The following is a 23,812-nucleotide window of genomic DNA, read 5'->3' as shown; positions in this document are numbered from 1 at the left end:
CCATTCACCATTCACCGTTCACCAGTCAGCTTTGTCTGCGAGTTGTTCAGGTTATCGTTCGTTTATCGGTAAATTACTAGCGTCCCCAAGAAGGGAATGGCTAACTTGTGCTGGACACAGTGCAAGATTAAACTCATGATTATTCATGGTTTAACCACTCCATTATGGGCTGGCAGCTACTCAATTAAAAACAGAGGCATTAAATGAAACTACATAAACTGGCAAAAAGCGTTTTACTGTCATCTAGCCTGATATTAGGCATGGTATCCGCAGTGCAGGTGCATGCCGGGGCACCTATGGTCAAACAATCGGCTCCGGGTTTTTATCGCATTATGTTAGGGGATTTTGAACTCACAGTGTTAAGCGATGGCACGGTCGATTTACCTATGGATAAACTATTACAGCAACCAAGCGAAACCACGACGGCACAGTTGGCCGAATCGTTTTTAACTGCCCCTGTCGAGTCTTCGGTGAATACCTATTTGATCAATACCGGCCAAAAACTGGTACTGATCGACAGCGGCGCCGGCTCGTTGTTTGGCCCCACCCTGGGAAAATTTCTGCAAAATCTTAAGGCGTCAGGATATGAGGCTGATCAGATTGATGAAATCCTGATCACGCATATGCATCCGGATCACGTGGGTGGTTTGGCTACTGAGCAAAAGCGGGTTTTTACCAACGCTGTGGTACGAGCCTCCCAACAAGATGCCGATTACTGGTTGAGCCAAAGCCAGATGGACAGTGCGCCTGAGGATTCCAAAGGGTTTTTCCAAGGAGCCATGGCTTCACTCAATCCCTATGTGAGCGCCAAGCAGTTCCAGCCTTTTAGCGACAGCGGGCAAATCATGCCGGGGATCAGTGCGCTATCAACTCATGGGCATACAGCGGGGCACACATCCTATGTGATTGAAAGCGATGGGCAAATCCTATGGGTAATAGGTGATTTAATCCATGCTGGGGCTGTGCAGTTTGCCCATCCTGAGGTGACCATAGATTTTGATTCTGAGCCTAAGCAGGCAGAAAAAACCCGCCAAAAGGTGTTTAACAAACTGGCTTCAGACAAAGTAATGGTCGGCGCTAGCCATATTCAGTTTCCTGGGCTGGGACACCTGCGCAAACTGGATGACGGTTTTGAGTGGGTGCCGGTTAATTATCAACGTATTCGTTAAGCCCTTTGCAAAAAAATACCAGACTGACGTTAAGGCACGTCAGTTAAGTTTTATATTTTTCTCGACGCCTATTCCTAAGCGTTTTGCCAAGCGGGCCAGGTTGGCACGATCCAGCTGAAGTCTTTTGCCGGCTTCGGTCCAATTACCTTGTGTCTGTGTTAATACCTGCATAATTTGTTGTTTTTGAAAGGCCTCTGTTGCGATTTTTAAGCTTTGCTCACCGAGAACTTGAAATTCAGGCGCAGCCGATGCAAGGTTATTATGAGTGGGGCCGTGATTAAGGTTGGTTGGGGCCAGATCTAAATCCTGTGGCGTGAGCGCAATAATATCTTGTACGTTTGAGCCTCTTGAAGCTTTTAACGAGGCACGGCTGATCACATGTTCAAGTTCCCGTACATTACCGGGCCAAGGGTAAATTAATAAAACATGCTGGGCATCACGGTTTATCTTCAATTGACGTATGCCCAGTTTACGGGCAGTCACTTCAAGGAAAAAACCGGCCAAGAGTAATATATCTTGCTCGCGATCTTTAAGATCAGGCACAGTGATGGGGTAAACAGATAAGCGATGATAGAGATCAGCGCGAAAGCGACCCAGTTTTACTTCGTTGGCCAAATCTCTGTTGGTCGCAGCGATCACCCGCACATTGACATGTTTCACCCGGTCTTTGCCTACGGGTTGAATTTCGCCACTTTGTAATACTCGTAATAACTTGCTCTGCACACCCAGGGGCAATTCCCCCACTTCATCCAGAAATATGGTACCGCCGTGGGCTAACTGAAATTTACCGGGTCGCTCTTTGTCTGCGCCACTAAATGCCCCTTTGGCGTGGCCGAATAATTCACTTTCGGCCAAGGTTTCAGGGATGGATGCACAGTTTAAATGTATCAACGGTTGCTCACTGCGATGGGAAAATTGATGCACAGTGCGCGCCACCAACTCTTTACCTACGCCGGTCTTTCCCTCGATCAACACGGTGTAATCTGAGCCTGCCACTAATTGAATGTCACTTTTAAGGGCAAGCATCACCGGGCTTTTGCCAATGAGTTCGCCGCCGTCTCGTGTAAGGGCTTCGTGAGTGAGTTCTTGCACTAAATCTTGTGCCTGTTGAGCGCGCTGCTCCAGGGCCTCTAGTTGCACTGCGGTTTTCAAGGTGGCCGCAGCCAGGGCCATGATCAACTGTAAGGTGCGCTCGGGAATGGCTGAAAAAGCACCGGGCTGCAAGCTATCTAAGGTGACCACACCCATTAAATGCTCATTACTGTACAAAGGTAAGCCCATACAAGAATGCACGGGTAAATCCCCTTCTTTAACTAATAATAAACCATCATACGGGTCGGGCAGGGGGGAATCTGCTGGAAAACGCACGGGCTGACGGCCAGCACAAATCTTGCTTAAGCGCGGGTGGTCTGTCAGCTTAAACCGCCGCCCCAAAGTATCAGGGGCTAATCCCTGAGTGGCTAATGGCTTTAATCGTTCGTTTTGATAGGCAAGTAATACCACAGCATCGCAATTGATGGCTTTTCGAATGGAAGATAACAGGCGATCGAAGCGATCTTCGTTAGTAATGCTATTGGCCAAATCCAATGCGACCTCTAGCAATAATGTTGAATTAAGTTCAACCATATTGTTTCCCCTCAAGTAAGTAACGCCCGATTGGATTGTGTCACAAAAACCAATGCGTGTCATTTTGACAATGCATTGGTGAGTCATTATGACTCGCAAGCATGGTGGTAGTCAATGTAACTATATGATTTTATTTGCTTTACTGAGTTGGCATTATAGGTGCAATACCCTAAGTATCACGAAAGGATGAATGGCTAATATTAGCGAGTATCCGGCACAGCAGGAGTAATTTATGGGTGATGTTACGCAAAATATTCAAGGCAACACTTACCATACATTGTTGAGCGCGACGAACCATATACTGGCAGTTTCCTTGGCGGTGCTGTTACTGAGCATTACGGTGAGTTACCCCATGTCAGACTGGTTTTCCCTAAACCAACAGATCATCAGCCATGTGTTGATCATCATTAGTGCCAGTGCCTTGAAGCTAGCTTATGTTGGGCGCTGCGTAGCGCAATATGAACTTAAAAAGCAGGTGTATTAACTTATGCTAAAGCTCGATCCAGGGGTACACAACCTGTCCTTACCTGCACAATCTGATTCGCCCACCCAGACACCTAACCGACCTTTTCAAGTCATATTTGTTTTGGCATTTCGGGTGTTCTTTTTAGCTGGAGCGATATGGGCATTCGTCGCCATGGCTATTTGGGCCGCTTGGTTTAGCGGTTACGGGCCGATTACGTTTAATTTGCCACCCACATTGTGGCACGGCCACGAAATGATTTTTGGTTTTGCCGCTCTAATTGCTGCGGGGTTTCTACTCACTGCCGCGCAAACCTGGACCGGCCTGCGCAGTGTGCATGGCCGCGCCTTAATATTATTAACGTTGCTGTGGTTAACCGCACGCATAAGCTTGTTACTGGGGCAATACCAATGGGGTATGTGGTTATTTTGTATTGCTCAGTTGGGCTGGTGGCTTGGCTGTATCGGGTTTTACGGGCGCTTGGTGATAACGGCTAAAAGCCGTAACAACTATCTGTTTATTTATGTGCTGTGCGGCATGTTGCTGATCAATAGCCTATTTGTGATCTTAGTACTCCAGCAAAATTATGCCGGAGCAGCACATTTAGTACAAAGCGCGATCATCCTTTTTTGTGCCTTGATAAGCGTATTAGGCGGTCGAGTTATTCCATTTTTTACCGCTAATGCGCTGTCATTGCCGCAAGCCAAAAACCCACGTTTGGATCGTATCTTGTGGGTGTTATCGGTGCTGGCGACCCTGTGGTTTGTTGTTGAGTATTTCTTGGCGTTTGAGGTGAGTTCGGGCTGGATCTTTATCATCCTGGCCGCAGGGCATTTGCTGCGATTACGTCTTTGGTATAGCAATAGAATCTGGGGCACATCGTTATTGTGGTCATTACACCTGGCGTATTTCGCCATGGCCCTTGGTTTGCTGCTCGCCGGAATCAGCCAATTAACCCACTACTTGGCGTTAAAAGACAGCCTGCATTTGATCAGCATCAGTGCCATCTCTTCCCTGATTTTGAGCATGATGTCTCGGGTGTCACTTGGGCATACCGGCCGGGCGTTACAGGTTAGTCACTGGCTGAGTTTAGCCTTCGCTATGCTGTTAGTGGCAGGTGTTGTGCGCACTGTGTCTGGTTTATTCGTGCATGTCGCTACCCTATGGCAAATCAGCGCCTTGCTGTGGGTGGCGGCTTTTAGTTTATTTTTATGGCACTACCTGCCCGTTCTCACCCAAGCCCGTGTCGACGGTAAGTCCGGTTGAGAATCTCGGTTGAGAAACTCGGTTGAGAAACTCGGGTGAGGCATCCGGTTAATACAAACAACGAAATTCAATATTTTTACATTCATCAATTAAGAGGTTTTTATGTTATCAGCTCAAACCATTGCTACAGTAAAAAGTACTATTCCCTTGCTCGAATCGGCTGGGGTGGCGATCACGGATCATTTTTATCAACGCATGTTTCGCCTCAATCCTGAGCTAAAAGATATATTTAATATGGCCAACCAAGCCAACGGGCGGCAGCAATTCGCGTTATTTAGCGCCATTGCAGCCTATGCGAAAAATATCGATAATCTGTCGGTATTGTCGGATTTAGTTGAGCGCGTAGCCCATAAACACACGAGCTTTTTCATTCAACCACAGCACTACGATATTGTCGGTCATCATCTGATAGAAACACTGCGTGAACTGGCACCAGATGCTTTTACCCCTGAAGTCGAGCAAGCCTGGACAGAAGCCTACGGCGCTTTGGCGAATATATTTATTCATCGGGAAGATACCTTGTATAAACAATCAGAGCAGGCTGAAGGGGGCTGGTTAGGCCCACGCCAATTTAAAGTCCTTAGCAAAAAAGCTGAATCTGCGCTGGTAACCAGTTTTGTGTTGGCGCCGGTTGATGGCAACCCCGTGGTAAGTTACAAGCCGGGACAATATTTGGGTATAAAAGTGCAACCTAAACACTGTGATTACGTGGAAATGCGCCAATATTCATTATCAGATAAACCAAACTCAAGTACCTATCGCATCAGTGTGAAACGTCAAAGCGGTGAGGTGAACGGGTTGGTATCTAACCACCTGCATGAGCATATCGAGCAAGGTGACGAAATTAGCGTACTTCCGCCAGCGGGAGATTTTTTCTTACAAAATGCCCACTTACCCACGGTATTAATTTCCGCCGGTGTAGGGTTAACGCCCATGATGTCGATGTTAGAGGCACTGGTAGATAGTGTTAAACAAGCACCTGTGCTGTTTTTGCATGCCTGTGAAAACCCAATCCAGCATTCTTTTAGCGAGCGGGTAGGGCAGCTTAAGCAAAAATCTGGGCAGCTAACGAGTTTTACCTGGTATTTACATGATGCAGACAAAGCCAGCGCCACCGATGCTGAAAAAGCAGAAATTGTTTCGTTTTCAGGGTTAATGGAACTCAATGACGTTCGTAGTCAATTGCCCATACTTGACGGGCAATTTTATATTTGTGGTCCAACGGGATTTATGAAGTTTGTTAAAGGAGAATTGCTGAGTTTAGGTGTCGCCGAAACACAAATTCACTACGAAGTGTTTGGTCCACATAGCGATTTTTAACGCCAACCTTTAGAGGCACTATTAAACGGGATTGCCGGTCAATATATGTCGGCAACACCTGTTTTTTATTTTTCGCCGTCTATAAACACAGCTTATTTGAATAACTGCTGTGCAGAAAATGACGAAACTGTGTGTGCTCTAAAGCGAGCAGACATTGTCACAGCGATAGTGCAGCAAAATGTCTGGTCACTGCACATCGGTATTCATCGCCTAGCCCAGCGTATGCGGGACCAAAGGCAGCTAAACCTTTGGTAGTTGTGAATTCTTTGGGCGCCGGCAAAACAATCACGGCCAGGTTCATGCCGATTTTGTAGTTTGGATTGGTTACCGGTGTTTGTTCGTCAAGATCAATACAGCAAATCAAATCAGGAATGGTGACATCCACTTGACCGTTAATTCTCGCCACCAAATTTTCATTTTTTACCGCAATGCTGTAGGTCAAAGTTTGGTATTGGCCCCCGCCCTGAATATCAACATTTCCCAAGGTAAAACCCTGTTCAGTAACAAAAGAAAAGTCACTCACTGTGCCTCTAAAGGCCACGTATCCTTCACCTTTTTGGGCAATGGCATCTGCGATATCACGTTTTTCTTCAATGGCTAATCGATACGCACGGCCGATGTTTAACGCCTTGGTAATGGTGCCGGGAATAACGGCGTGTTTTAGTTGCTCTATAGGTAGGGCATGATCAATAGCGGCAATATCATTTTTGCTGATCATGGCTAAGGCGCGTACGATCTTTTCTGCGCGCATGTCATCAACTACGTTTTCACAAATAAAACATTCACCAAATTCGTTTGCGGTAACGATGGGCGCTGCCGGCAATCCATTAAAGTAATAGGTGGAGTGGGTAATTTCAGGCACCGCACGGCCCGCAGGGTCGGCGTCAATAATATAACCATCTGTCATAGCTGCAACATAAAACGCGATGGCGGTGTTTGAACCGCCGAGCTCGCAACAAATAGTGCCGTAATAATCGTCGCCGGTAAGCTCTTTTAGGCGATGATAAGCACTTAACATTGGTAGCTCTTTTGCCCGTGGCAACGCAGCGTATTGTTGTTCCTCAGCGGCAGATATCGGTGTTAATGCCCCTAACAAGTAAGGCGTGCACAGTTTTTTTCCTGGTGGTACTTCATCTAAGCTTATCAAAGTAAAGGTTTTACCTGCAGCAAAGGCGGCATCTATATAACGAAAACCTTCTGATAGTTCGCCACCACCACCGGTGCCGAGAATGGCACAGCCATATAAAATATCGGATAAGTCTATGTGCGTTAATTCTTTCATGTGTATACCTGTTTATCTCCAGTGGTTCATTGAGGATCACTGAAACGAACTTAGTTGTGGTGTCTTTGATCTTAACGACAACGAAGAAATTTAAAGTTTGTGATGATGCCTTCTAGGCGGACAAACATTCGAATTTATAGGGTCAGGCAAAATTTTATTCGTGGGGGCATGGCAGATATTTACGAATTTGGCCGCGAGACAATAGGTAGTAGGTGGGTAATGTCACAATAACGGCATCAAAAACTTCGATGGACGTTAAGGTAAACCAACCTTGGTTTGAAGCAATCGAAGTGAAAATACCAATGAGCCAGGCAATAATCGCACGATATTTAACGTTTTGATCCTGGGTTAAACTGGCGAACTCATACTTTTGAGCGTGCCTGATTAAGAAAAAATCCACCACATAAATGGCCGCTACTGGGGTGAAAATAATCGATAACCCAAACAGAAAATTGGTGAAGTTATCAAGAATATTAAAGGAGGCGACAAGGGTACCTAATACTCCAGCGGTGATGATCCATTGCCATTCTTTGAACTTGGGAAATACCGCCATCAAACCCAGGCCGCAACTGTACAGATTAATTACATTGGTTAAACAGCTGGATATCAAGAGTAAAAAGAAAGCAAAGCCGCCTAATCCTAATATCAACATAACCGATAAAATATCGCTATTGGCGACCACGATGCCAGCATACGCAGACACCATATAAACAAACGAGTTGATGATAAGAAAGGGCAAAAAAGAGGCATAAACGGTATCAATGGGCTTGGCGGCAAAACGGCTAAAGTCAGGCATCAGTACTACGCTAACGATGAAACTTCCCACCACCGCCGACACGCCTTCGCCAAAAGTCAGTGATACAACTGGCAATACGTCGCTGGGGGCATGACTGTTTGCATAGCCGATACTTTGCACCAGCAAATACACAATGATGGCGAACAAAACCGGAACAAGCAGGCTCGTCACCCGTTCAATAAGTTTAAATCCCCACACGGTAATGGCGGTGATCAACACGCCAAATAGCACCTCAAGTTGCCATGCTTGTGCATTGATATCGGCGTATTTCAGTAAAAATTGTTGGCTCACCTGACTGAATAAGTCGACATTGATGCCATACCAACCTAGCAGTGACACCACAAACGCCAAATTAATAATATTGGCACCACGGGTTCCGAAAACAAATTTAATGGTCATACAAGATGAATAACGATTATGCATGCCGACCAAACCGGTGACAGTACCAAGTAACGCCAGCGCTAAGCCACCGAGTAAAAAGGCAAATATGCTTTTTTCTAATCCTAGCGCACCGCCTAATTGAATACCGGTAATGAGCCCGGGTACGGCAAACGCTAAACCGCCATTGATCATGCCGATGCCAAAACCATTCACGGTTTCGTTTTGTGGCACAGGTGTTATTGCATAATCCTCTAAAGCTGTAACGGCTTTCGAAGTAGCTTTCTCTGTCATGTTTGTTGCCTGTGTTTGAAGACAGCCCCATTGAGAGGCTGTAAAGGTGTTTAACTTATGGCACGCAGCCTAAACATGTCGACACTAAAAGCGGTATGAAGCTTCGATACCATAGGAACGAGGCTTGTTAGGCTGACGGGCAAATTCTGTCACGCCATCTCCAAAGAGAAAAATATCTTCGATGGCGCGCTCATCGTTAAGATTTTTAACAAATAATTGTACCGTCCAAGCGTCAGATTTAAGACCAATACCAGCATTCACATAACGATATTGTGACGAGCGGATCTGTGGCTGCGTAATATCAAATGATTTTGGCCCGTCAACTTGCAGCGATGCTCGTGAGATTAACCGCCAAGTATCATTTAGCTCATGGGAGTGCGTGGCAGATAATGCCAAGTTGTAATCAGGGATCCAAACCATGGTTTCACCGACAAGTGATGGCTGGTCAGCAAAACGTTTAATCTCAGAGTCTATTATGCCAGCACTCAAACGAATATCTAAGTTTGCAGATGCCACAATGCCCAGTTCTAATTCGAGACCTAGGGTGTGCACTTCATTTATGGCTAAGTTCTCAAGCGTGAATGTGTTGACGTTAAATACGGTGATCTGTGCGTCATCTTGTTCAATGCTAAACGCGGCGCCATTTAAGGTTACGCTATTGTCAAATAAGGTGCTTTTAAAGCCCGCTTCAACGCTATCGGAAACCTCTTTATCAAATGTACGGCTGATGCCTTCTGCTGGCTCATTAAAGCCACCACTTCTGAATCCTTTTGAGTAACTGGAATAAAGCAATACATCTGGCGTTGCTTGATAAGCCAAGGTTACTTTGGGTTGAGATTGGCTAAATGATTTTTGCGCAAACGTTTGCTCAGCAAAGTTTGGATCAAATGACTCGCGCTTGTCGTGATCAAAACGCACAGCCCCTGTGAGTTCTAACGAATCGGTAACGTCGTAGTTGACTTGACCCGATACAGCCCATGCTTTACTGCTGTTACTATCTGCGATGACGAGAAAAATATCTTCATCGGTAAAGTCGCTCCGGGCTCTGGGTGAGGCACCTTCGATATCATCAAAGAAACTAACGGCGCTATCACGCTGACGATCTTGATAAAACAACGATACAGCCCAGCGCAACGGTTGCTCACTCTGTGACGTAAAGCGACTTTCAACCGTAAAGGATTCAACATCAAACACACCCAGGGTACCAAAAGGCGCGCGGAAAAAATCTGCTTCGTCGATAAAGGTCGTATCAGCGGAGTAGTCGCCATCATAAATATGCTGGTTTTCCGACTTGCTATAAGCTGTGATGAACTCAAAGGTTCCCAACTGGTAATCTTGGTTTAGTCTGGCACTTAGTTCGTAAACGTCTCGCTCGTCGAGGTTTTTGATATTTTGCGAGGTCTGAATAGAGAAATCTTCTATGCTGTCTTCTGTTACACCTTGGTAGTAAGCGAACCCAGCGGTACTGGTGGTATAACGACCTTTAAAGTTTAAACTGGTATCGTCAAACAAATCAAATTGTAGTTGGGCAAAGACCGCGTCTTCATCGAGGGCATCCGCCTGATCATTTAAAAAGATATTATCAATTAAACCATCACTGCTTTTGGTGTAACCCCCAACACGAAAATAGGCCGTGTCTTGTTCATTTAACGAGCCCGACAGTACCCCGCTTAAATGATAGGCATTGCCATTGCTATAGGAACCTTTCACACTGCCTTCCAGGTCTTCGATGGGTTGCTTGGTCGTGATAATAACTGCACCGCCAACTGCGCCGCGACCATATAGCGCACCTTGTGCCCCGCGCATCACTTCAATGCGTTCAATATCCACAAGGTCTTGGTTGATAAACTCGAGATCTGAGGCCGTTACCCCATCGACCACAAAGGCTAATGGTGGGTCACCGACCTGGGGAGTAATTAAGCCTCGAATTGTAATACGCGCTAGACCTGGGCGAAAGTTGTCGAGTTGACTCAGATTCGGAGTCAAATTTGCGACATCTTTAAAATTAGTAATGCGCGCATTTTCAATCATCTCTGATGAAAACGCGGTCACAGAGTCGGGCACCGATTGAATAGATTCTGTGCGTCCGCGAGCAGAAATTGAGATGATTTCAATATCTGCACTCGTTACCTTAGTCTTTGGACTGACCTGTTCTTGTGATTGCACCCCGGAAATAAGCGATAGACTGACGCCTAAGGCAAGGGTAGATTTTGCAAATAACGTGGATTTGTTGTGCATGTTAACGTCCTCAAGGGAGTTTGTTTTTATTTTGAACAGTTCTAATGCGGTTCAAATTTTGTGTCATTCAAGTGTCCACAAATCTGGCAAAATAATATTTTGTTATCGCTATGTTTGACATGCATAATTTATCGAACAATCGGCTATGTGTGTTATTTATTGTGTGAGCGCGAAAAAATGTTTCGACATTCTGGTTGAGTCATACAGGTAGAGAGATGAAAAAAACAATTAAAATAGATAGTTACAATCGAAAAATCTTAGCCGCCCTACATTTGCAAGCTGATTTAACCAATATTGAATTAGCGGAAAAGGTTAACCTATCTACCAGTGCGTGTTTTCAACGCGTTAAGGCACTAAAAGAAGCCGGCTATTTTCGCGCTTCTCATGCGGATGTAAATTTAGATCGACTCTGTGAACACGTTTTTGCCTACATCGAATTTACGTTTGATGATAACAGTGCAGCGATGCGGCGTAAGTTCGCGGCTGTCATCAAAGATATGCCTCACATTATGGACTGCATGCAGCTAAGCGGTGACGTGGATTATATTTCCTTGAGTTGTTTTTCTGATATCAAAGCCTTAAATGAGGCTTGTACTGAGCTTAGTGATAACCCGAATTTATCGATTAAACATATTAAAACCCGGATCGTATTAGATCGCGCCAAGTGGTTTTTGGGTTATCCCTTGGCACATTTGAAATGGATAGAAGACGATGGGCAAGACTAGTGCTTAGCAATCTGCATTATCTATAACGCTGATATTGCCCCTAGCAGCTTAGGTTGTTTTTTTATGCAATCCCGCTTTTGGCTGCAATATTGAATACGACATGGAACTTATCAACTATTTTATTTTTAACCCCAATACAAAATCCATCAATTTGCTAACTATATGGCATAATTTTGCGGCAAACACCGCCGCTCAATCTCTATGTTGATAGATACTTACGTACGCTAATGATATTGCTGTGCTGAGCACAGGTTTACTCTATTAATAACAGGAACTTCTCATGGCCACTCTCAAACGCCTGGATCAAATATTAAGTAATTTAGGCTATTGTAGTCGCAAAGAAGCACGTAATTTTATTCGTGACAAACGTGTCAGCGTATCAGGGGAACTGGCCAAAAACCCGGCCCAGAAAGTTGATACCGCTGGGGTGTTAGTGGATGGCGAGCCGCTGGACCATCCCGGGGATATACTGGTTATGCTCAATAAACCCCTGGGTTATGTCTGCACCCATGACAGCAACGAAGGGTTACGCATTTACGATTTACTGCCACCCCGCTGGCAAGATCGTAAGCCGCAAGTGGTGAGTATCGGCAGGCTGGATAAAGACACCAGCGGCCTGATATTAATAACGGACCAATCTGCCTTGGTGCACCGTTTAACCTCTCCCAAGAAACACGTGGCCAAAATCTACCGGGTGACAATGGATAAAACATTAAGCAGCGATGTCATTGATGAATTTGCCCAAGGGGTGGAGCTGCGCAGCGACAATGAAACGTGCTTGCCCGCCAAACTGGAAATCGTCGATGAACTGACGGCTTTGGTGACCTTGAATGAAGGCAAATATCACCAGATCCGACGAATGTTTGCGGCCTGTGGTTACCATGTGGAGGCCCTGCACCGAGAACAATTTGGCGAATACAGTGTTGGGGACTTGCCAGCAGGCGAATGGCTCGATTTAGTCACTTAGGCTTGGTAAAGGTTAAAAACTATTTTTGACTTGTAAGCGCCATTCCCAACTGTCGACAAATTGGGAGCTGACCAGGGGTTTAGCGATGTCTATATGAATCACATTGCGATGGCTTGAACGACTGGCGTAGATACGTGCGCCTATGCCAATACTGGGTAATATACCATCGGTTTCATTTAACATCGCTTCTTCTCCTCCCCAGGCGCGGCCCACGTCGGCAAAGGCTACCATGCCCACATCGAACAACTTATAAATATTGTATTTGGGGTAGATGCGTATTTCTGCATTGAGTAAGGCACTATGGTCGCCGTGTTGGTATTGCAACGGGTAGCCACGTGCACCGCTGTCGCCACCTATAACCACAGGTTGATCAAGAAACTGCTGGGCAGAAGTCACTAAACTTTGTTTGCTATACAACGACCAGGTATCGTCTAAACGATAAAAAGATTCGGCGCTTAAGGCGAGTTTTAGCTGATTATGCTGCTGGCCATCAAATACGCTTTGGCCTTCGGCTGACAATAACAGTAAATAATCTTGCCACTGATACCCCTTTTCACTTTTCACATCCAAATGAAACAGACGGGTGTCGGTTTGCTGCGTGTTCACATCGACCCCAAAACGCACACTGTGGTGCCAACCTAAATTAAAATCCTCGTTTTGTTCAATCAAGTAAACATTCGACATGACTTTGAATTCGGCCTGGCGATATTCCAGTCCTAACCAGGGGTACAGGTAGTCCCGATCCTCGGGTAAAAATAGGGGGTCTTGGGCTTCTTGTTCAAATTCAGGTAAAGCAAAACGCGTGCGATCCCGAGTAATGCCTGCGGTTAAGCGCAGTACATCACCGTAATTATTGGCCTGCAAGTCATGTTGGAGTAACCAGCCGTAGGTGAGTTGTTGGAAATCGTGTTCGAGGGCAAACCGGTTACGGGTCCCGCCATTTTGGTACAAACGCTCAGTGCGTTGGTCGTTTTCATAGTGGGCGTTAAACATGTGCTGGGTTGAGCTTTGATAAAAAGGATCATCTAAAACGAGTTGGATCAATTGACCATCGTCATTGTCCATCAAGCGGGTGGTAATAGTTGCGTGGGACAAATAGGGTACAGGGGATCTGAAATCAAGCTGGTAGCCAGAGCGCTGATCATCTTTTTTATAGCGCACTGTGGTGCGGATCCCCGTGCCCAGCAAGTTGTCTTCTTCAAAACCCAAAGCCAGCTTGTTTTCACCGCCTTTGCGGCCAAAACTAAATGTAGGTAGCAAAGACCAATTATCCCAGGTGATGACATCTACCTGGGGGTTGCCGTCACAATCCTGGCTGGTGGTCACTTGTGCATCACGAATATAGCTTTCATTACGTAGCAAACGCTCTGCTTCAGCCAGCTCATACTCAGTGATAGCTTTGCCTGGTTTAAAAGGCAGTAGCCGCTCCACGACGCTTTCTCGGGTGTCGTAATGCATCCAGTTGGCAAAGCGGTGCAAGGCCACTGTGTCTGGATCATTTTCATCGAAAATAGGCCGGGTATCAATGTTGAGCTTAAGAGCATCGGACGAACTTACTGGGGCAAGTAATCTATCTTGCTGCTTGTTGGCTGATTTAGCCTGACAATCCGATTGGCGCAAAGGTTCAGCTGCAGCAGCAAGATGAAAGCTGCCCAAGGTGCTACAAAAAATCAAGGTGTATGTTGTTTTTTTCAAGGTTGACTACGCCGGTTAACTGCACTTCAACGGTAAGTATGCAGATTGCCAGACATGAAACTTTGGCATCTGCTAACGGCATAGTGCGGACGAAATCTTAAGGATTAATTAACGCATTTTTTATATTTCATCTTCTTCAAGCTGGCTGTTAAAACTGCGGCCACATTATTTCTAGCGTAGCCAAAAATGGGGCACGTGATCCAGCTGATCCAGTGAAATCCCGTTAATCGTTGTTCAAACCTGGAGTGTGGAATTGCTTATATAACAGTTTTACATGGGCACAGCTCAGTGTTTATAAACCGGGGGGAACTGACACTCAAGGTCCTAAACTAACTCTCACCCAATCAGGTCAACCCCAGGGTTGTCCGCCCAAGCGCAATAAGGATTTCTCAGTCTCAATGCTAGGCTACCTTGCTAGTACCCCATAATTAACCGATAGTAGCCGCTAACGAACAGGTTGTGTAACAAAGTTAACGATTGAGATATGGTGTGATGATTAAAAAAATTATGAAATTGGTGGTACAGGGCCTGTTAGCGATTATCCCGCTTACGCTGACAATCTATGCGCTGTATTGGCTGATCACCTCAGTGGAACTTGCCCTTACGCCTATCATCCCTGCGCATTTGTATTTTCCGGGGTTAGGCCTAGTCACGGGCATACTGCTATTATTTTTAGCTGGTTTACTGGTTAATGCCTATGCAGTAAAGGTTTTGCTGGGGTGGGGTGGTAATGTGTTTGAACGCATTCCCTTGGTCAAAACCTTTTATGGCACCATTCAGGATGCAGTCAATCTGGTGAATGTGGGTAAACAGCAGAAAATGCAAAGCGTGGTGTCGGTTGAGATCAGTGAAAGTATCCATCTTATAGGGTTTGTCACTAATCACGATGGTGCGCAAAGTCTGTTTAAAAATGAAGAAAAACTCGGTGTGTATATTCCACTAAGTTATCAAATTGGCGGTTACACCCTGTATATAGATCGCAACAAGGTTACGCCGTTAAATATTAACGTTGAAACTGCCATGCGTATTGCCCTGACCGGGGGCTCCACTGCCAGTTCGGCCAATTCCCCAGTCCCCCCTTCATAGGCGCCAGCCGGCGCAGGCAGCTTGCCACATTCTGAATGTCTGCTTTTTATATCTGCACAAATCAGACTTTCCAACCGTAACTCTTTTGTGGGTGAAAAAGTCCCCTTATAAAAAGTTGGTAACTTTTGCAATTGTTGTGAAATTTCTTCCCAAATTTTTACCTGACCCAGATTTCGATTAATAGCCTGACACGTACCAAACCAGTAGCCACGCGGGATAGCAAATATTACTGGCATTTGGCATAAGGTTTGCTTTGCTAGTAGGGAATTTATTGACGCTGCATTAGCAGTGAACTAAATACTTATACAGTGTTTGCGAAAAATTATCGGGACACTAATGTTGTCAGTCATTCACTGACTAATTTGCCGGGGACCAGTTTGGTTACGGTGTACTGCATAAAGGAAATCATCATGGAAAATGTTAAGTCTAGCCCAAGCAATGTTCACACAGACGCGCCTATCTCCAAAAAGGCTCAAGATGTGTTGCATGAATCGGTTGATACAGTGGCAGACAAAGCTGCAAAAGCGGAACAAGCTATTCGTGACAAAGCTCATCGTTCAGCGGAATCGATTAGTGAAACACAAGAAAAGCTTCAAAAGCAGTGGAATGGCTCAGAAGTTAGACGCTTCGCTGCCCAAAACCCTGTGGCAACGGTAGGTATTGCTTTTGCTGCTGGCATGTTGATTACGTCATTATTACGTAAGCGTTAATACAGGTGGCACTGCACGACAACGACCAAACTAGTGAGCAGCAAGCGGAGTCTTCGTCTGTCGATCTGGTAAAGGAAATCATCACTGCGGGTACGGATGCGGTCGAGCGATACAAGCAGCAGTTGCTGCTTGGTAAAGCCCTCGCTGGTCGTGAATGGCGGTTGTCGATGCGGGCACTGGTGTTGGTGTTGGCAGGTGTACTGTTGTTAGTCGCAGTCACTTCAACTATCTGGATCACCGTAAATGTAGTGCTGGCACTGAGTATGTTCAAACTAGGTATTCATTGGGTATTAATCAGTACTGCAGTCGTCTTACTTAACGCTGGCGCTATTCTCGGCATCGTCAGCACTATTCGTACACTGCTCAAACAAGTGAGTTTAGCTAGAAGTTGGTCGGCGATCACCATGGATCTTCAACAGCCAAGCGGATCTGGCACAACAGGGGATTAACTATGTTAACTCGTTTATTGCTTGGAAGCCGGTTGAAAGATGTAGAAGGACTTGAACTGAGAGCGTTAAGTAACCAGCAGATCATTCAGGGTCGCAAAGCGCAGATTAAAAGTGCTTCAGTGGCCTTGTGTGAAAAGCCCTACTCTCCACTAGTGGCATTCGCAGCGGGCGGGGCAGCGGGAATGATGTCTGTCGCCAGAGTATCGTCTTTTGCCTTAGTGATGCGCATTGCCAGTTTGGCCAAATTATTTTAGCGCCTATTTCCGTTCCTCGTTTGGGAACGTAGATACGCCGAAAACCAGTTATTGTGGATATTACCACTGTCGGAGTCACCAATCTCACCCAAGGCAATATTCCTCTGCCATTTTCGGTGACTCCTTTTTTATTCTGTTTGGTGAGCAAGGATAGCTTGCTCACCATTTTTGTTTGGGATCGATGGGGTCAGAGTCTGACGAATCCCCACGAAATATGATTAGAAAACAATAAGATAATTGAAAGTTAAATGGAACATTCATGGTGTTTGGTGATCAGATCTATCGCCAAACAAAAATAACCACGGGATTACACCATGAATGTAAAACAAATCTTATCAAAATGTTTAACTCATATCACTCCAACAATGCACAAAGTTCGTCGATTAAGTTTGTTTGCCGCCATTGAAAGCACCCTTAATGGCGGCACGTTATCCGTTACCGGACTTGGTCGAAATATTGATAATAAGGCGCTTGAAAAACATCGTATAAAACGAGTTGACCGTTTGTGTAGTAATGTTCATTTACAACAAGAAATATCATCGGTTTATCATCGAATGTGTGCTCAACTTATCCATACCACTAAACGACCGATTATACATGTTGATTGGTCAGATATGGATGATCGTAAGCAACACTTTATTATTCGAGCCTCACTGGCCACGCAAGGGCGTTCATTAACGCTTTACGAAGAAATCCATCCATTAGATATGAAAGAAAAACCTAAAACTCATCTTCTATTTATGCAACAGCTAAAGGCTATGTTACCCGAGGACTGCCACCCTATTATTGTCACCGACGCTGGCTTTCGGATCCCCTGGTTTAAACTTGTTGAATCACTGGGCTGGGACTTCGTTGGACGAGTACGAAATAAAACACATTGCAAAAAGCTGCAAGATGACGAGTGGGCTCCAGTGAAATCACTTTATCAATTGGGCACTTTACGGCCGAAAGATTTAGGGATATATCAACAAGGAGAGAAAATTGCTTTTAAGTCGAGAATGATCATCGTCTGGCGTAAATCTAAAGGGCGAAAAGATAAAACCGCCACAGGTGAGCGCGCCAGAAGAAGTAAAAAATCCAGAGCGTGTGCTGAGCGAGAAAAGGAGCCCTGGCTATTAGCCACCTCTTTGAATAAAACGAAGAACTTATCAAAAAAAGCAGTCAAAATTTATGCGACAAGAATGCAAATAGAAGAAAGCTTTCGCGATCTAAAAACAGGGCTGAAAATGAATAATAGTGGCTCTCGGCGTTCCCCTCGATTACAAGTGTTATTGCTAATTGCATTGGTTTCACAATACTTACTAATTTTACTGGGTTTAGCAGTGAAGTCGGCAGAATATCACTATCGTTACCAGGCCAATTCGATTAAAAACCGCAACGTATTATCAAATCAATTTATTGGATTACGGGCATATAAAGATAAGCAACTTGTTTTATTAAAAAAACATTGGGAAGCCGCAATAGCTCAGTTAAATTCATTAATCGCGGAGCCACAAGCGTGTTATTGAATTTCGTGGGGATCCCTCAGGGTCAGAGTCGTTGATTTACTAACAGTGTTCTTTCTGCTCCGGTAATCGTCACCCGTTCTAATCCTGCTGACTTTTCATGCAAAAAGAACAATCAAACAACCGCAAACTCCTTATCCAACTCACTCGCCCCCAAACTACTTTTTTAGGTACTCGTGACTGCGCAGGAATACGTTCTTTCATGGCTTCGATATGGCTGATCACGCCGATCATCTCGCCAGAGAATTTAGGTTGTCTAATGCGTTGTGGGCTATGTCGAGCGTTTTTGAGTCGAGGGTGCCATAGCCGTCGTCGAGGAATAGCGAATTGATGCTGGTTTTATGACTAACCCATTCCGATAACGCTAACGCCAGGGCCAAGCTAACCGAAAAGCTTTCGCCGCCGCTTAGGGTCTTAGTAGAGCGTAGGCAAACTAGCTAACCTGAGTCGTAATTCAGTCTGTTTTTGGCCAAAATCTGGGCCAATCTGGTGTAGCACAATGTCAAAAGTGCACGAATAAGACTCTGGTATACAAGACAATTTTTTGGTGATTTGTTATGCTCAGCCCTTTATTAATTAGGTTATGCAAGCTTAATGTTAAAAGCGAGCGTTATTTTTTGCTGGATGTGTGGGGTCGCTATCTTGGGTTTACCTGTTGCGGCGAAACCCGCGTTAACCTTTATGGTCAACCACCCTGGCTCCCCGCCTTTTCTGTACAGGAAAGACCAACAGGGCGATTACCTCGGGGTTCTCCCGGATTTGCTACGGGGGCTAACACAAAACACTGGGCTGGAAATCCGTTTTGTGGAAACTAACCGCCAACGGGGAGAAGATGCTTTATATAAAGGGCGTCTGGACTTAGCCATGCTCAGTGAAGCTTGGTTGCGACACCCAACTCAGCTGTTATCAAGCACACCCATAGTGCTGCATCGAAGTTTTTTGTATAGCCTGGAACCCTTTCCCGTCAATTTCTCGCTGGATAATATGGCCGAGGGTAATATCATTTGCACCAGACGGGTGTATAAATACCCGGTTTTAGAGCCGTATTTTACCACTGGCAAGCTCATTCGCATGGACTCGTCTAGTCAAACCACTATGCTTAAAATGTTAAGCAAAAAACGTTGTGACTGGGTAATTATGAACGAGTTTAACGCGATGGCACTAACCAATTTACCTAGCCTTGATTTACTCCCTCTTTATCGCTCTGAACAGGCGATCAATCAGGTGGCGCTGAGTATTGTGCTGCGCCAGGGATTAACCCGGGAGCAGGCACTTATTGACAGCTATATAAAGCAATTTAAGCGAAGTGGCAGGCTAGCCAACAGTCTTGACTATCACACCAGCATTGCGTTTCAGTGATCTTGTGCACGTTTTGTAGTTGCCGCTGGCGCCGCTAACTGGGGATCGCGCCGATAAAATCCAGCTTGCCCAGCGTTACACCGTTGTGACGCAAAATGTTGTACACAGTGGTCAAATGAAAGAAAAAATTGGGCAAGAAAAAGTGATTTAAGTAAATTGGGCCTCGAAACTCAAGGGTTTTTTCTGGGCCAAAAGGGACTGACTGAATGCGCAGCAAACCCGCATCCAGCGCCTCATCGTCTAAGTTTGCCACGTGTGAAATAGCGTTTTCAATACGGGACTTAAGTTCGGCGAAGGTGGTTTCGGTATTGGGATATACCGGCAGTTCTTGCTCTGCCAAACGCGAAGCACAGCGTGCTGAAAATTCACTGACCATCTGAAACTGCCACACCAGTGGGTGCATGTCTGGCGCCAGTCTCGATTGCAATAATACGTCGTCCGCTAAATCTTTTTGTTGGGAAAATGTTTGCGCACAGTCGAGAAGATGCAGCAATGAACCTAAGTACTGTTGAATAACCGGTTTAACCACGTTTGAGACAGTGAGTGGCATTTTTATTTCCTTTAAGGATGAGTTTGACTAGGGGTAATTTACGCTATCCTTACCTTTGCTGCATCTGTTGTTGGCACCAATAACTGATATTCATTCCCTGGTTACTAGTTGTTTTGTTCTTTTGGGGTAAAAGGGCTAAATAATCGGTTGTTTAGCCCTTGGGAACTATGCCAAACTTGCCGCCCTTTTAAACCCGCTGAGACAACCATGGAAACACAAATTGTTTATGTCTTTGCCTCCGGGCAAGTCGCCAACCGTTTTTTAAATGCCTTAAAGTTTTGGAGCGTCGCGCAAGTTGACGCTAAGCTGTATGGTGGGGCTAATATGGTCAAGGTTTCCTATCGTTTTGAAGGAAAAGGCTTCGATTCAACCAGCTCAGAACTGGATGATCTGGCTGCCGGTTATGACGGTAAAGAGGTATCCTGAGCGGGATACCTCAACTGTTCACTGAAGGTTATTGGGTTTCAATACTCAATTGGTAACCGGAATATTTACGCATATTAATCACCCGATCCCCATCTAATAGCCAATATTGCCCCTTAATACCCAGTAAGGTACCGCTAAATTCTCCTTCTTTATCGAGATTAATCGATTTGACCTTATTCGGATATTGACTGACCGGGAAATGAATATTTACCGCAGGAAGATCCAATATTTCGATGGCTTGAAAACCGTATTCGTCGGTTATTTCATCCAGTTCACCTTCTATTTTCTCAAGTAAACTTTCTTTCATCTGTTGTAAGTCGGCATTTTCTGGTTGGCCTTTGAGCATGGTGCGCCAATTGGTTTTATCGCCTATATGCTCCTTAAGCGCGCTTTCCACCAAACCGCTGGTCAGACGGTTTTGTACCCGTAAAATGGCCATGGCTTGGGTGGCACCTTGATCCAGCCAGCGACTAGAAACGTGCTCAGAAACGTGGCGGGTAATGCCGACTTTTAAGGTGCCGGTATTGGCCAAATATACAAAGTGATCCGACAAGCAGTTTGCCTCCCCCCAACTTGGCTCGCGGCATGTGCCAGCTTCGTAATGGCATAATTCTGGCCGCATAATGCAACTATCACACTGGGCCAATTTTGTCAGGCAGCGGTAACAATAACCTTGATTAAAACTCTTTTTAGTTTTTGCCTGGCAATACACACAGTTTATTTGGTTGGCAGAAACAACCTTAATAGCGGTGCCGATCAGTGGGTTCATATCAATGAGCTGTTCACCTACCGGCAACTGATAAAGCGCCATATTGTCGTTGTCAGTGGTGACTTGCATCTTGCGGATGTTGCCTTGAAAAAGAGTCATAGGGGTCCTGTTAGCGAAATTGTTTTATCTTTGCCGGCCAGTAGCTGCAGCCAAGCCCGCTATTGTGCCAGCTTGCGGCGAATATAGCTAAATTAGCCCCAGGTTATAACCCCTAGCAGGGTAGTACTAAAGTGCTAACGTACCTGGCGAAAAAACCGCCTATAGTTTTGGCGGGGCACAAAACTTATCAGGAAACGCAGGGAGCCGATTTTTTTTGGCGCAGTTTTATGCCTCCATTCGATAATTTAAATGAATACCGAAAGGTACCAAGAGGCATATTATGACCACAGGATATCAGCAGGTGTGCAGAACATTAACCCTTCTATTGTTTACAACTTTATTATGCACTACGCAAACTGCGATGGCAGGAAGTTGGCAGAGCAACCTGACATTAGGCGGCTTTACTAAAGTTCATCTTTATACTCCAGATTCAATCTCGGCAATTGGCAACGGCAGAGCGCTTTTGATTGTATTGCATGGCTGCGTGCAATCTATCGACGCTTATAAAACAGCCAACCTGGAATTAGCCGCAGAAAATCACGGTATGGTAATTGCGGTGCCGGACGCCATGAACAAGGCCGGTTACAGTTGCTGGTCATATTGGCAAGGTACCAAGTCGCGCACCAGTGGTGACTACAAAAATCTTATCGCCCTGGCCAATGTATTAAGCAGCGATAGCGGCTTGTCCATCGATTCGGATCAGGTTTATATCGCCGGTTTATCCTCCGGCGCGGCTTTTGCCAATACCACAGGCTGTTTGGCACCTGATGTATTTGCAGGCATGGGCATTAGTGCAGGGCCGAGTATAGGCACCAGTTCCAATGGTGCTTTGGGTCCCTGTGAAAGCGCGGATGTCGCGGCCAGGTGCAATCAATATGCGGGCAGTTATGGTAGTAACTTTTCCAGCCAGATTGCCTCAATCGCCCAGGGCGATCGAGATACAACGGTTAATCAATGTTATAACCAGCAAAACTCTGACGGCATGGCTCAAGTGTACGGAGTTAACCAAGTTGCGGGTAGCAATACTCTAACGGAAGGTAGCCGCACCGCCGAGGAAACCTTGTGGCAGGACGGCCGGGTGTCAAAACTGGTATTGGACGGGGTGGATCATGCCTGGTCTGGGGGGCAAGGGGCAAGTGGCGCTTATATTAGTAGCGCCGGCATTAATTACGCAGATTATTTAGGACGTTTCTTTGCTGCAAATAATAAACGTGTGAGCCGTAACCAGGGCCCCACACTGGGCAACGTGCAGTTGCTGGTAAACGCCGGGCAAATTGATGTCAGTGGTAACGCCCAGGATACAGACGGCTCGGTTGCGGTGGTCACGGCCAGTTTCACTGATCTAGCCGCTAACCAGACGTTGCAAAGTAGCCCAGTGGATAGCAAGGGGGATTTTGTGATATCTAGTGCAACTCTGCCTGATGACCTTTACCAAGTGACGGTGCTGGCCACAGATAATGAAGGAAAAGACAGTGAAACTTTCATGGACAGTATCCGAGTTGGCCCACCGCAACCGGATGTTGCACCACAGCTGAGCCACATAATGGTTAGTGTTACGGCTCAGTGCGCCACAATCACCGGGCAAGTGGTGGATGCTAATCAGGATTTGCTCAGTGTAAGTGTGCGTTTTGATACCCAGACACAAGTGGCACAGGTGACCAATAATGACTATTCTGCGACTCAGTGTGGCTTAGCGGGTGGTGGACATACGGCAACGGTTACTGCTGTGGATCAAGCTGGATTGAGCAGTATCGATAATATTACTTTTAACATAGACGCCGGGCAAACCGCCACTTTGGATCAACATATCAGTGCGGGTCGTCTAGATTACACTAACTACGCCAACTGCTATCTCGAATACTCCACCCAAGCATTTAAATTAAATGAAGTCGCCAGTGGGGCCAGTCAGTGTCTGTGGCAAGATAATGATGCTTCATGCCAAGGGCCGGTACAGGCGTGTAATGGCAGTTCAGGTGGAGGCCCCGTTTATGAGACGTGCAACGACTTTACCAACAGTAACTATTCCCATAAAGTGGCGGGTAGAGCCTATAGTACAGGCAATCCCTATGCGCCGGACTATTTTTCCCAAGGGATCAATACACCTTTACCCGGCTCAACCTGGGGCAGCCATACCCTTAATTCAACGGATAATATTAACTGGTCGTTGGGCAGCTGTCCCTAAGCTAATGTGTTGCTGTTGAGCGGGGCTTGCCCCGCTTTTTTCAGCGCTAATGTTTTTATATTACTCAACCCCTAGCAGAACAAAAATCGACCAAACGGTTAGTTTTGTGGTAAGGAATTTAGTTGATGTATCGGCTTGACACATCAATGCCACAAATCTTAGGCAGACTTTTCATGGCCAAACACACACCAATAGAACGATAAA

Annotated in this window: 21 protein-coding genes and 1 pseudogene; 14 read left to right on the top strand and 8 right to left on the bottom strand. The window is 45.7% G+C overall.

What is annotated here, in order from left to right; translation table 11 throughout:
* Positions 1-203: 203 nt before the first annotated feature.
* Positions 204-1,169: an MBL fold metallo-hydrolase gene (locus AC3RV5_RS18290; RefSeq protein ID WP_489729014.1), complete on the top strand. Its 966-nt coding sequence runs from the start codon at positions 204-206 to the stop codon at positions 1,167-1,169.
* 39 nt (positions 1,170-1,208) lie between these two features.
* On the opposite strand, the gene norR is transcribed toward AC3RV5_RS18290, so the two are convergent.
* Positions 1,209-2,795 (bottom strand): nitric oxide reductase transcriptional regulator NorR, encoded by a 1,587-nt coding sequence (gene norR / locus AC3RV5_RS18285; RefSeq protein WP_489729013.1) that lies wholly within the window; start codon positions 2,793-2,795, stop codon positions 1,209-1,211.
* 232 nt (positions 2,796-3,027) lie between these two features.
* On the opposite strand from norR, the gene AC3RV5_RS18280 reads away from it, so the two are divergent.
* The 3 genes from AC3RV5_RS18280 to hmpA all read left to right on the top strand — a co-directional run bounded on the left by AC3RV5_RS18280 (position 3,028) and on the right by hmpA (position 5,844).
* A complete protein-coding gene (locus AC3RV5_RS18280) occupies positions 3,028-3,279 on the top strand; it encodes a hypothetical protein (RefSeq protein WP_489729012.1) in 252 nt (83 codons plus the stop codon).
* A 3-nt stretch (positions 3,280-3,282) separates the two neighbouring features.
* Positions 3,283-4,524, top strand: a complete 1,242-nt coding sequence (locus tag AC3RV5_RS18275) for an NnrS family protein (protein WP_489729011.1) — start codon at positions 3,283-3,285, stop codon at positions 4,522-4,524.
* 102 nt (positions 4,525-4,626) lie between these two features.
* Positions 4,627-5,844 (top strand): NO-inducible flavohemoprotein, encoded by a 1,218-nt coding sequence (gene hmpA, locus AC3RV5_RS18270; RefSeq protein ID WP_489729010.1) that lies wholly within the window; start codon positions 4,627-4,629, stop codon positions 5,842-5,844.
* 157 nt (positions 5,845-6,001) lie between these two features.
* Here the strand turns inward: hmpA and AC3RV5_RS18265 are convergent, their stop codons facing one another.
* The 3 genes from AC3RV5_RS18265 to AC3RV5_RS18255 all read right to left on the bottom strand — a co-directional run bounded on the left by AC3RV5_RS18265 (position 6,002) and on the right by AC3RV5_RS18255 (position 10,832).
* On the bottom strand, positions 6,002-7,126 hold the full coding sequence (locus tag AC3RV5_RS18265; RefSeq protein ID WP_489729009.1) for an S-methyl thiohydantoin desulfurase family protein: 1,125 nt from the start codon (positions 7,124-7,126) through the stop codon (positions 6,002-6,004).
* A 154-nt stretch (positions 7,127-7,280) separates the two neighbouring features.
* Positions 7,281-8,594 (bottom strand): purine-cytosine permease family protein, encoded by a 1,314-nt coding sequence (locus AC3RV5_RS18260; RefSeq protein ID WP_489729008.1) that lies wholly within the window; start codon positions 8,592-8,594, stop codon positions 7,281-7,283.
* An 84-nt stretch (positions 8,595-8,678) separates the two neighbouring features.
* On the bottom strand, positions 8,679-10,832 hold the full coding sequence (locus AC3RV5_RS18255; protein ID WP_489729007.1) for a TonB-dependent receptor: 2,154 nt from the start codon (positions 10,830-10,832) through the stop codon (positions 8,679-8,681).
* A gap of 215 nt (positions 10,833-11,047) precedes the next feature.
* Between AC3RV5_RS18255 and AC3RV5_RS18250 the strand changes: the two genes are divergently transcribed.
* Positions 11,048-11,557: an Lrp/AsnC family transcriptional regulator gene (locus tag AC3RV5_RS18250; RefSeq protein WP_489729006.1), complete on the top strand. Its 510-nt coding sequence runs from the start codon at positions 11,048-11,050 to the stop codon at positions 11,555-11,557.
* Positions 11,558-11,837: 280 nt separating this feature from the next.
* Positions 11,838-12,524, top strand: a complete 687-nt coding sequence (locus AC3RV5_RS18245; protein ID WP_489729005.1) for a pseudouridine synthase — start codon at positions 11,838-11,840, stop codon at positions 12,522-12,524.
* A 12-nt stretch (positions 12,525-12,536) separates the two neighbouring features.
* On the opposite strand, the gene AC3RV5_RS18240 is transcribed toward AC3RV5_RS18245, so the two are convergent.
* Positions 12,537-14,219, bottom strand: a complete 1,683-nt coding sequence (locus AC3RV5_RS18240; protein ID WP_489729004.1) for a BamA/TamA family outer membrane protein — start codon at positions 14,217-14,219, stop codon at positions 12,537-12,539.
* A gap of 492 nt (positions 14,220-14,711) precedes the next feature.
* Here AC3RV5_RS18240 and AC3RV5_RS18235 point away from each other — a divergent pair, with 492 nt between their 5' ends.
* The 5 genes from AC3RV5_RS18235 (at position 14,712) to AC3RV5_RS18215 (ending at position 18,226) form a co-directional block, all read left to right on the top strand.
* Complete coding sequence (locus AC3RV5_RS18235) at positions 14,712-15,305, top strand: DUF502 domain-containing protein (RefSeq protein ID WP_489729003.1); 594 nt, start codon at positions 14,712-14,714, stop codon at positions 15,303-15,305.
* 410 nt (positions 15,306-15,715) lie between these two features.
* Positions 15,716-16,015, top strand: coding sequence for a DUF883 domain-containing protein (locus tag AC3RV5_RS18230; protein ID WP_489729002.1), 300 nt, complete (start codon positions 15,716-15,718; stop codon positions 16,013-16,015).
* A 5-nt stretch (positions 16,016-16,020) separates the two neighbouring features.
* The gene (locus tag AC3RV5_RS18225; RefSeq protein WP_489729001.1) at positions 16,021-16,464 is read left to right on the top strand and encodes a hypothetical protein; all 444 of its coding nucleotides are present in this window, start codon (positions 16,021-16,023) and stop codon (positions 16,462-16,464) included.
* A 2-nt stretch (positions 16,465-16,466) separates the two neighbouring features.
* Complete coding sequence (locus tag AC3RV5_RS18220; protein WP_489729000.1) at positions 16,467-16,718, top strand: hypothetical protein; 252 nt, start codon at positions 16,467-16,469, stop codon at positions 16,716-16,718.
* A gap of 314 nt (positions 16,719-17,032) precedes the next feature.
* Positions 17,033-18,226 carry an IS4 family transposase gene (locus AC3RV5_RS18215; RefSeq protein ID WP_489728999.1) on the top strand — a complete coding sequence of 398 codons (1,194 nt, stop codon included), beginning with the start codon at positions 17,033-17,035 and terminating at the stop codon, positions 18,224-18,226.
* A 112-nt stretch (positions 18,227-18,338) separates the two neighbouring features.
* Here the strand turns inward: AC3RV5_RS18215 and AC3RV5_RS18210 are convergent.
* Positions 18,339-18,651, bottom strand: a pseudogene (locus tag AC3RV5_RS18210) (SbcC/MukB-like Walker B domain-containing protein); the annotation flags it as partial.
* Between the two features lie 166 nt (positions 18,652-18,817).
* Between AC3RV5_RS18210 and AC3RV5_RS18205 the strand changes: the two are divergent.
* Complete coding sequence (locus AC3RV5_RS18205; protein ID WP_489728998.1) at positions 18,818-19,582, top strand: substrate-binding periplasmic protein; 765 nt, start codon at positions 18,818-18,820, stop codon at positions 19,580-19,582.
* A gap of 34 nt (positions 19,583-19,616) precedes the next feature.
* On the opposite strand, the gene AC3RV5_RS18200 is transcribed toward AC3RV5_RS18205, so the two are convergent.
* Positions 19,617-20,132: a DUF1993 domain-containing protein gene (locus AC3RV5_RS18200; protein ID WP_489728997.1), complete on the bottom strand. Its 516-nt coding sequence runs from the start codon at positions 20,130-20,132 to the stop codon at positions 19,617-19,619.
* Positions 20,133-20,339: 207 nt separating this feature from the next.
* On the opposite strand from AC3RV5_RS18200, the gene AC3RV5_RS18195 reads away from it, so the two are divergent.
* Positions 20,340-20,558, top strand: a complete 219-nt coding sequence (locus AC3RV5_RS18195) for a hypothetical protein (protein ID WP_489728996.1) — start codon at positions 20,340-20,342, stop codon at positions 20,556-20,558.
* 28 nt (positions 20,559-20,586) lie between these two features.
* Here AC3RV5_RS18195 and AC3RV5_RS18190 read toward each other — a convergent pair whose 3' ends face one another.
* Positions 20,587-21,426 (bottom strand): DUF2797 domain-containing protein, encoded by an 840-nt coding sequence (locus tag AC3RV5_RS18190; RefSeq protein ID WP_489728995.1) that lies wholly within the window; start codon positions 21,424-21,426, stop codon positions 20,587-20,589.
* A gap of 361 nt (positions 21,427-21,787) precedes the next feature.
* Between AC3RV5_RS18190 and AC3RV5_RS18185 the strand changes: the two genes are divergently transcribed.
* Positions 21,788-23,608: an extracellular catalytic domain type 1 short-chain-length polyhydroxyalkanoate depolymerase gene (locus AC3RV5_RS18185; RefSeq protein ID WP_489728994.1), complete on the top strand. Its 1,821-nt coding sequence runs from the start codon at positions 21,788-21,790 to the stop codon at positions 23,606-23,608.
* Positions 23,609-23,812: the final 204 nt, after the last annotated feature.

It is taken from the genome of Paraglaciecola sp. IT1134, assembly GCF_058068185.1.
The sequence above is the reverse complement of the archived record's forward strand: the minus strand, read 5'-3'. Positions and strand labels throughout refer to the sequence as shown.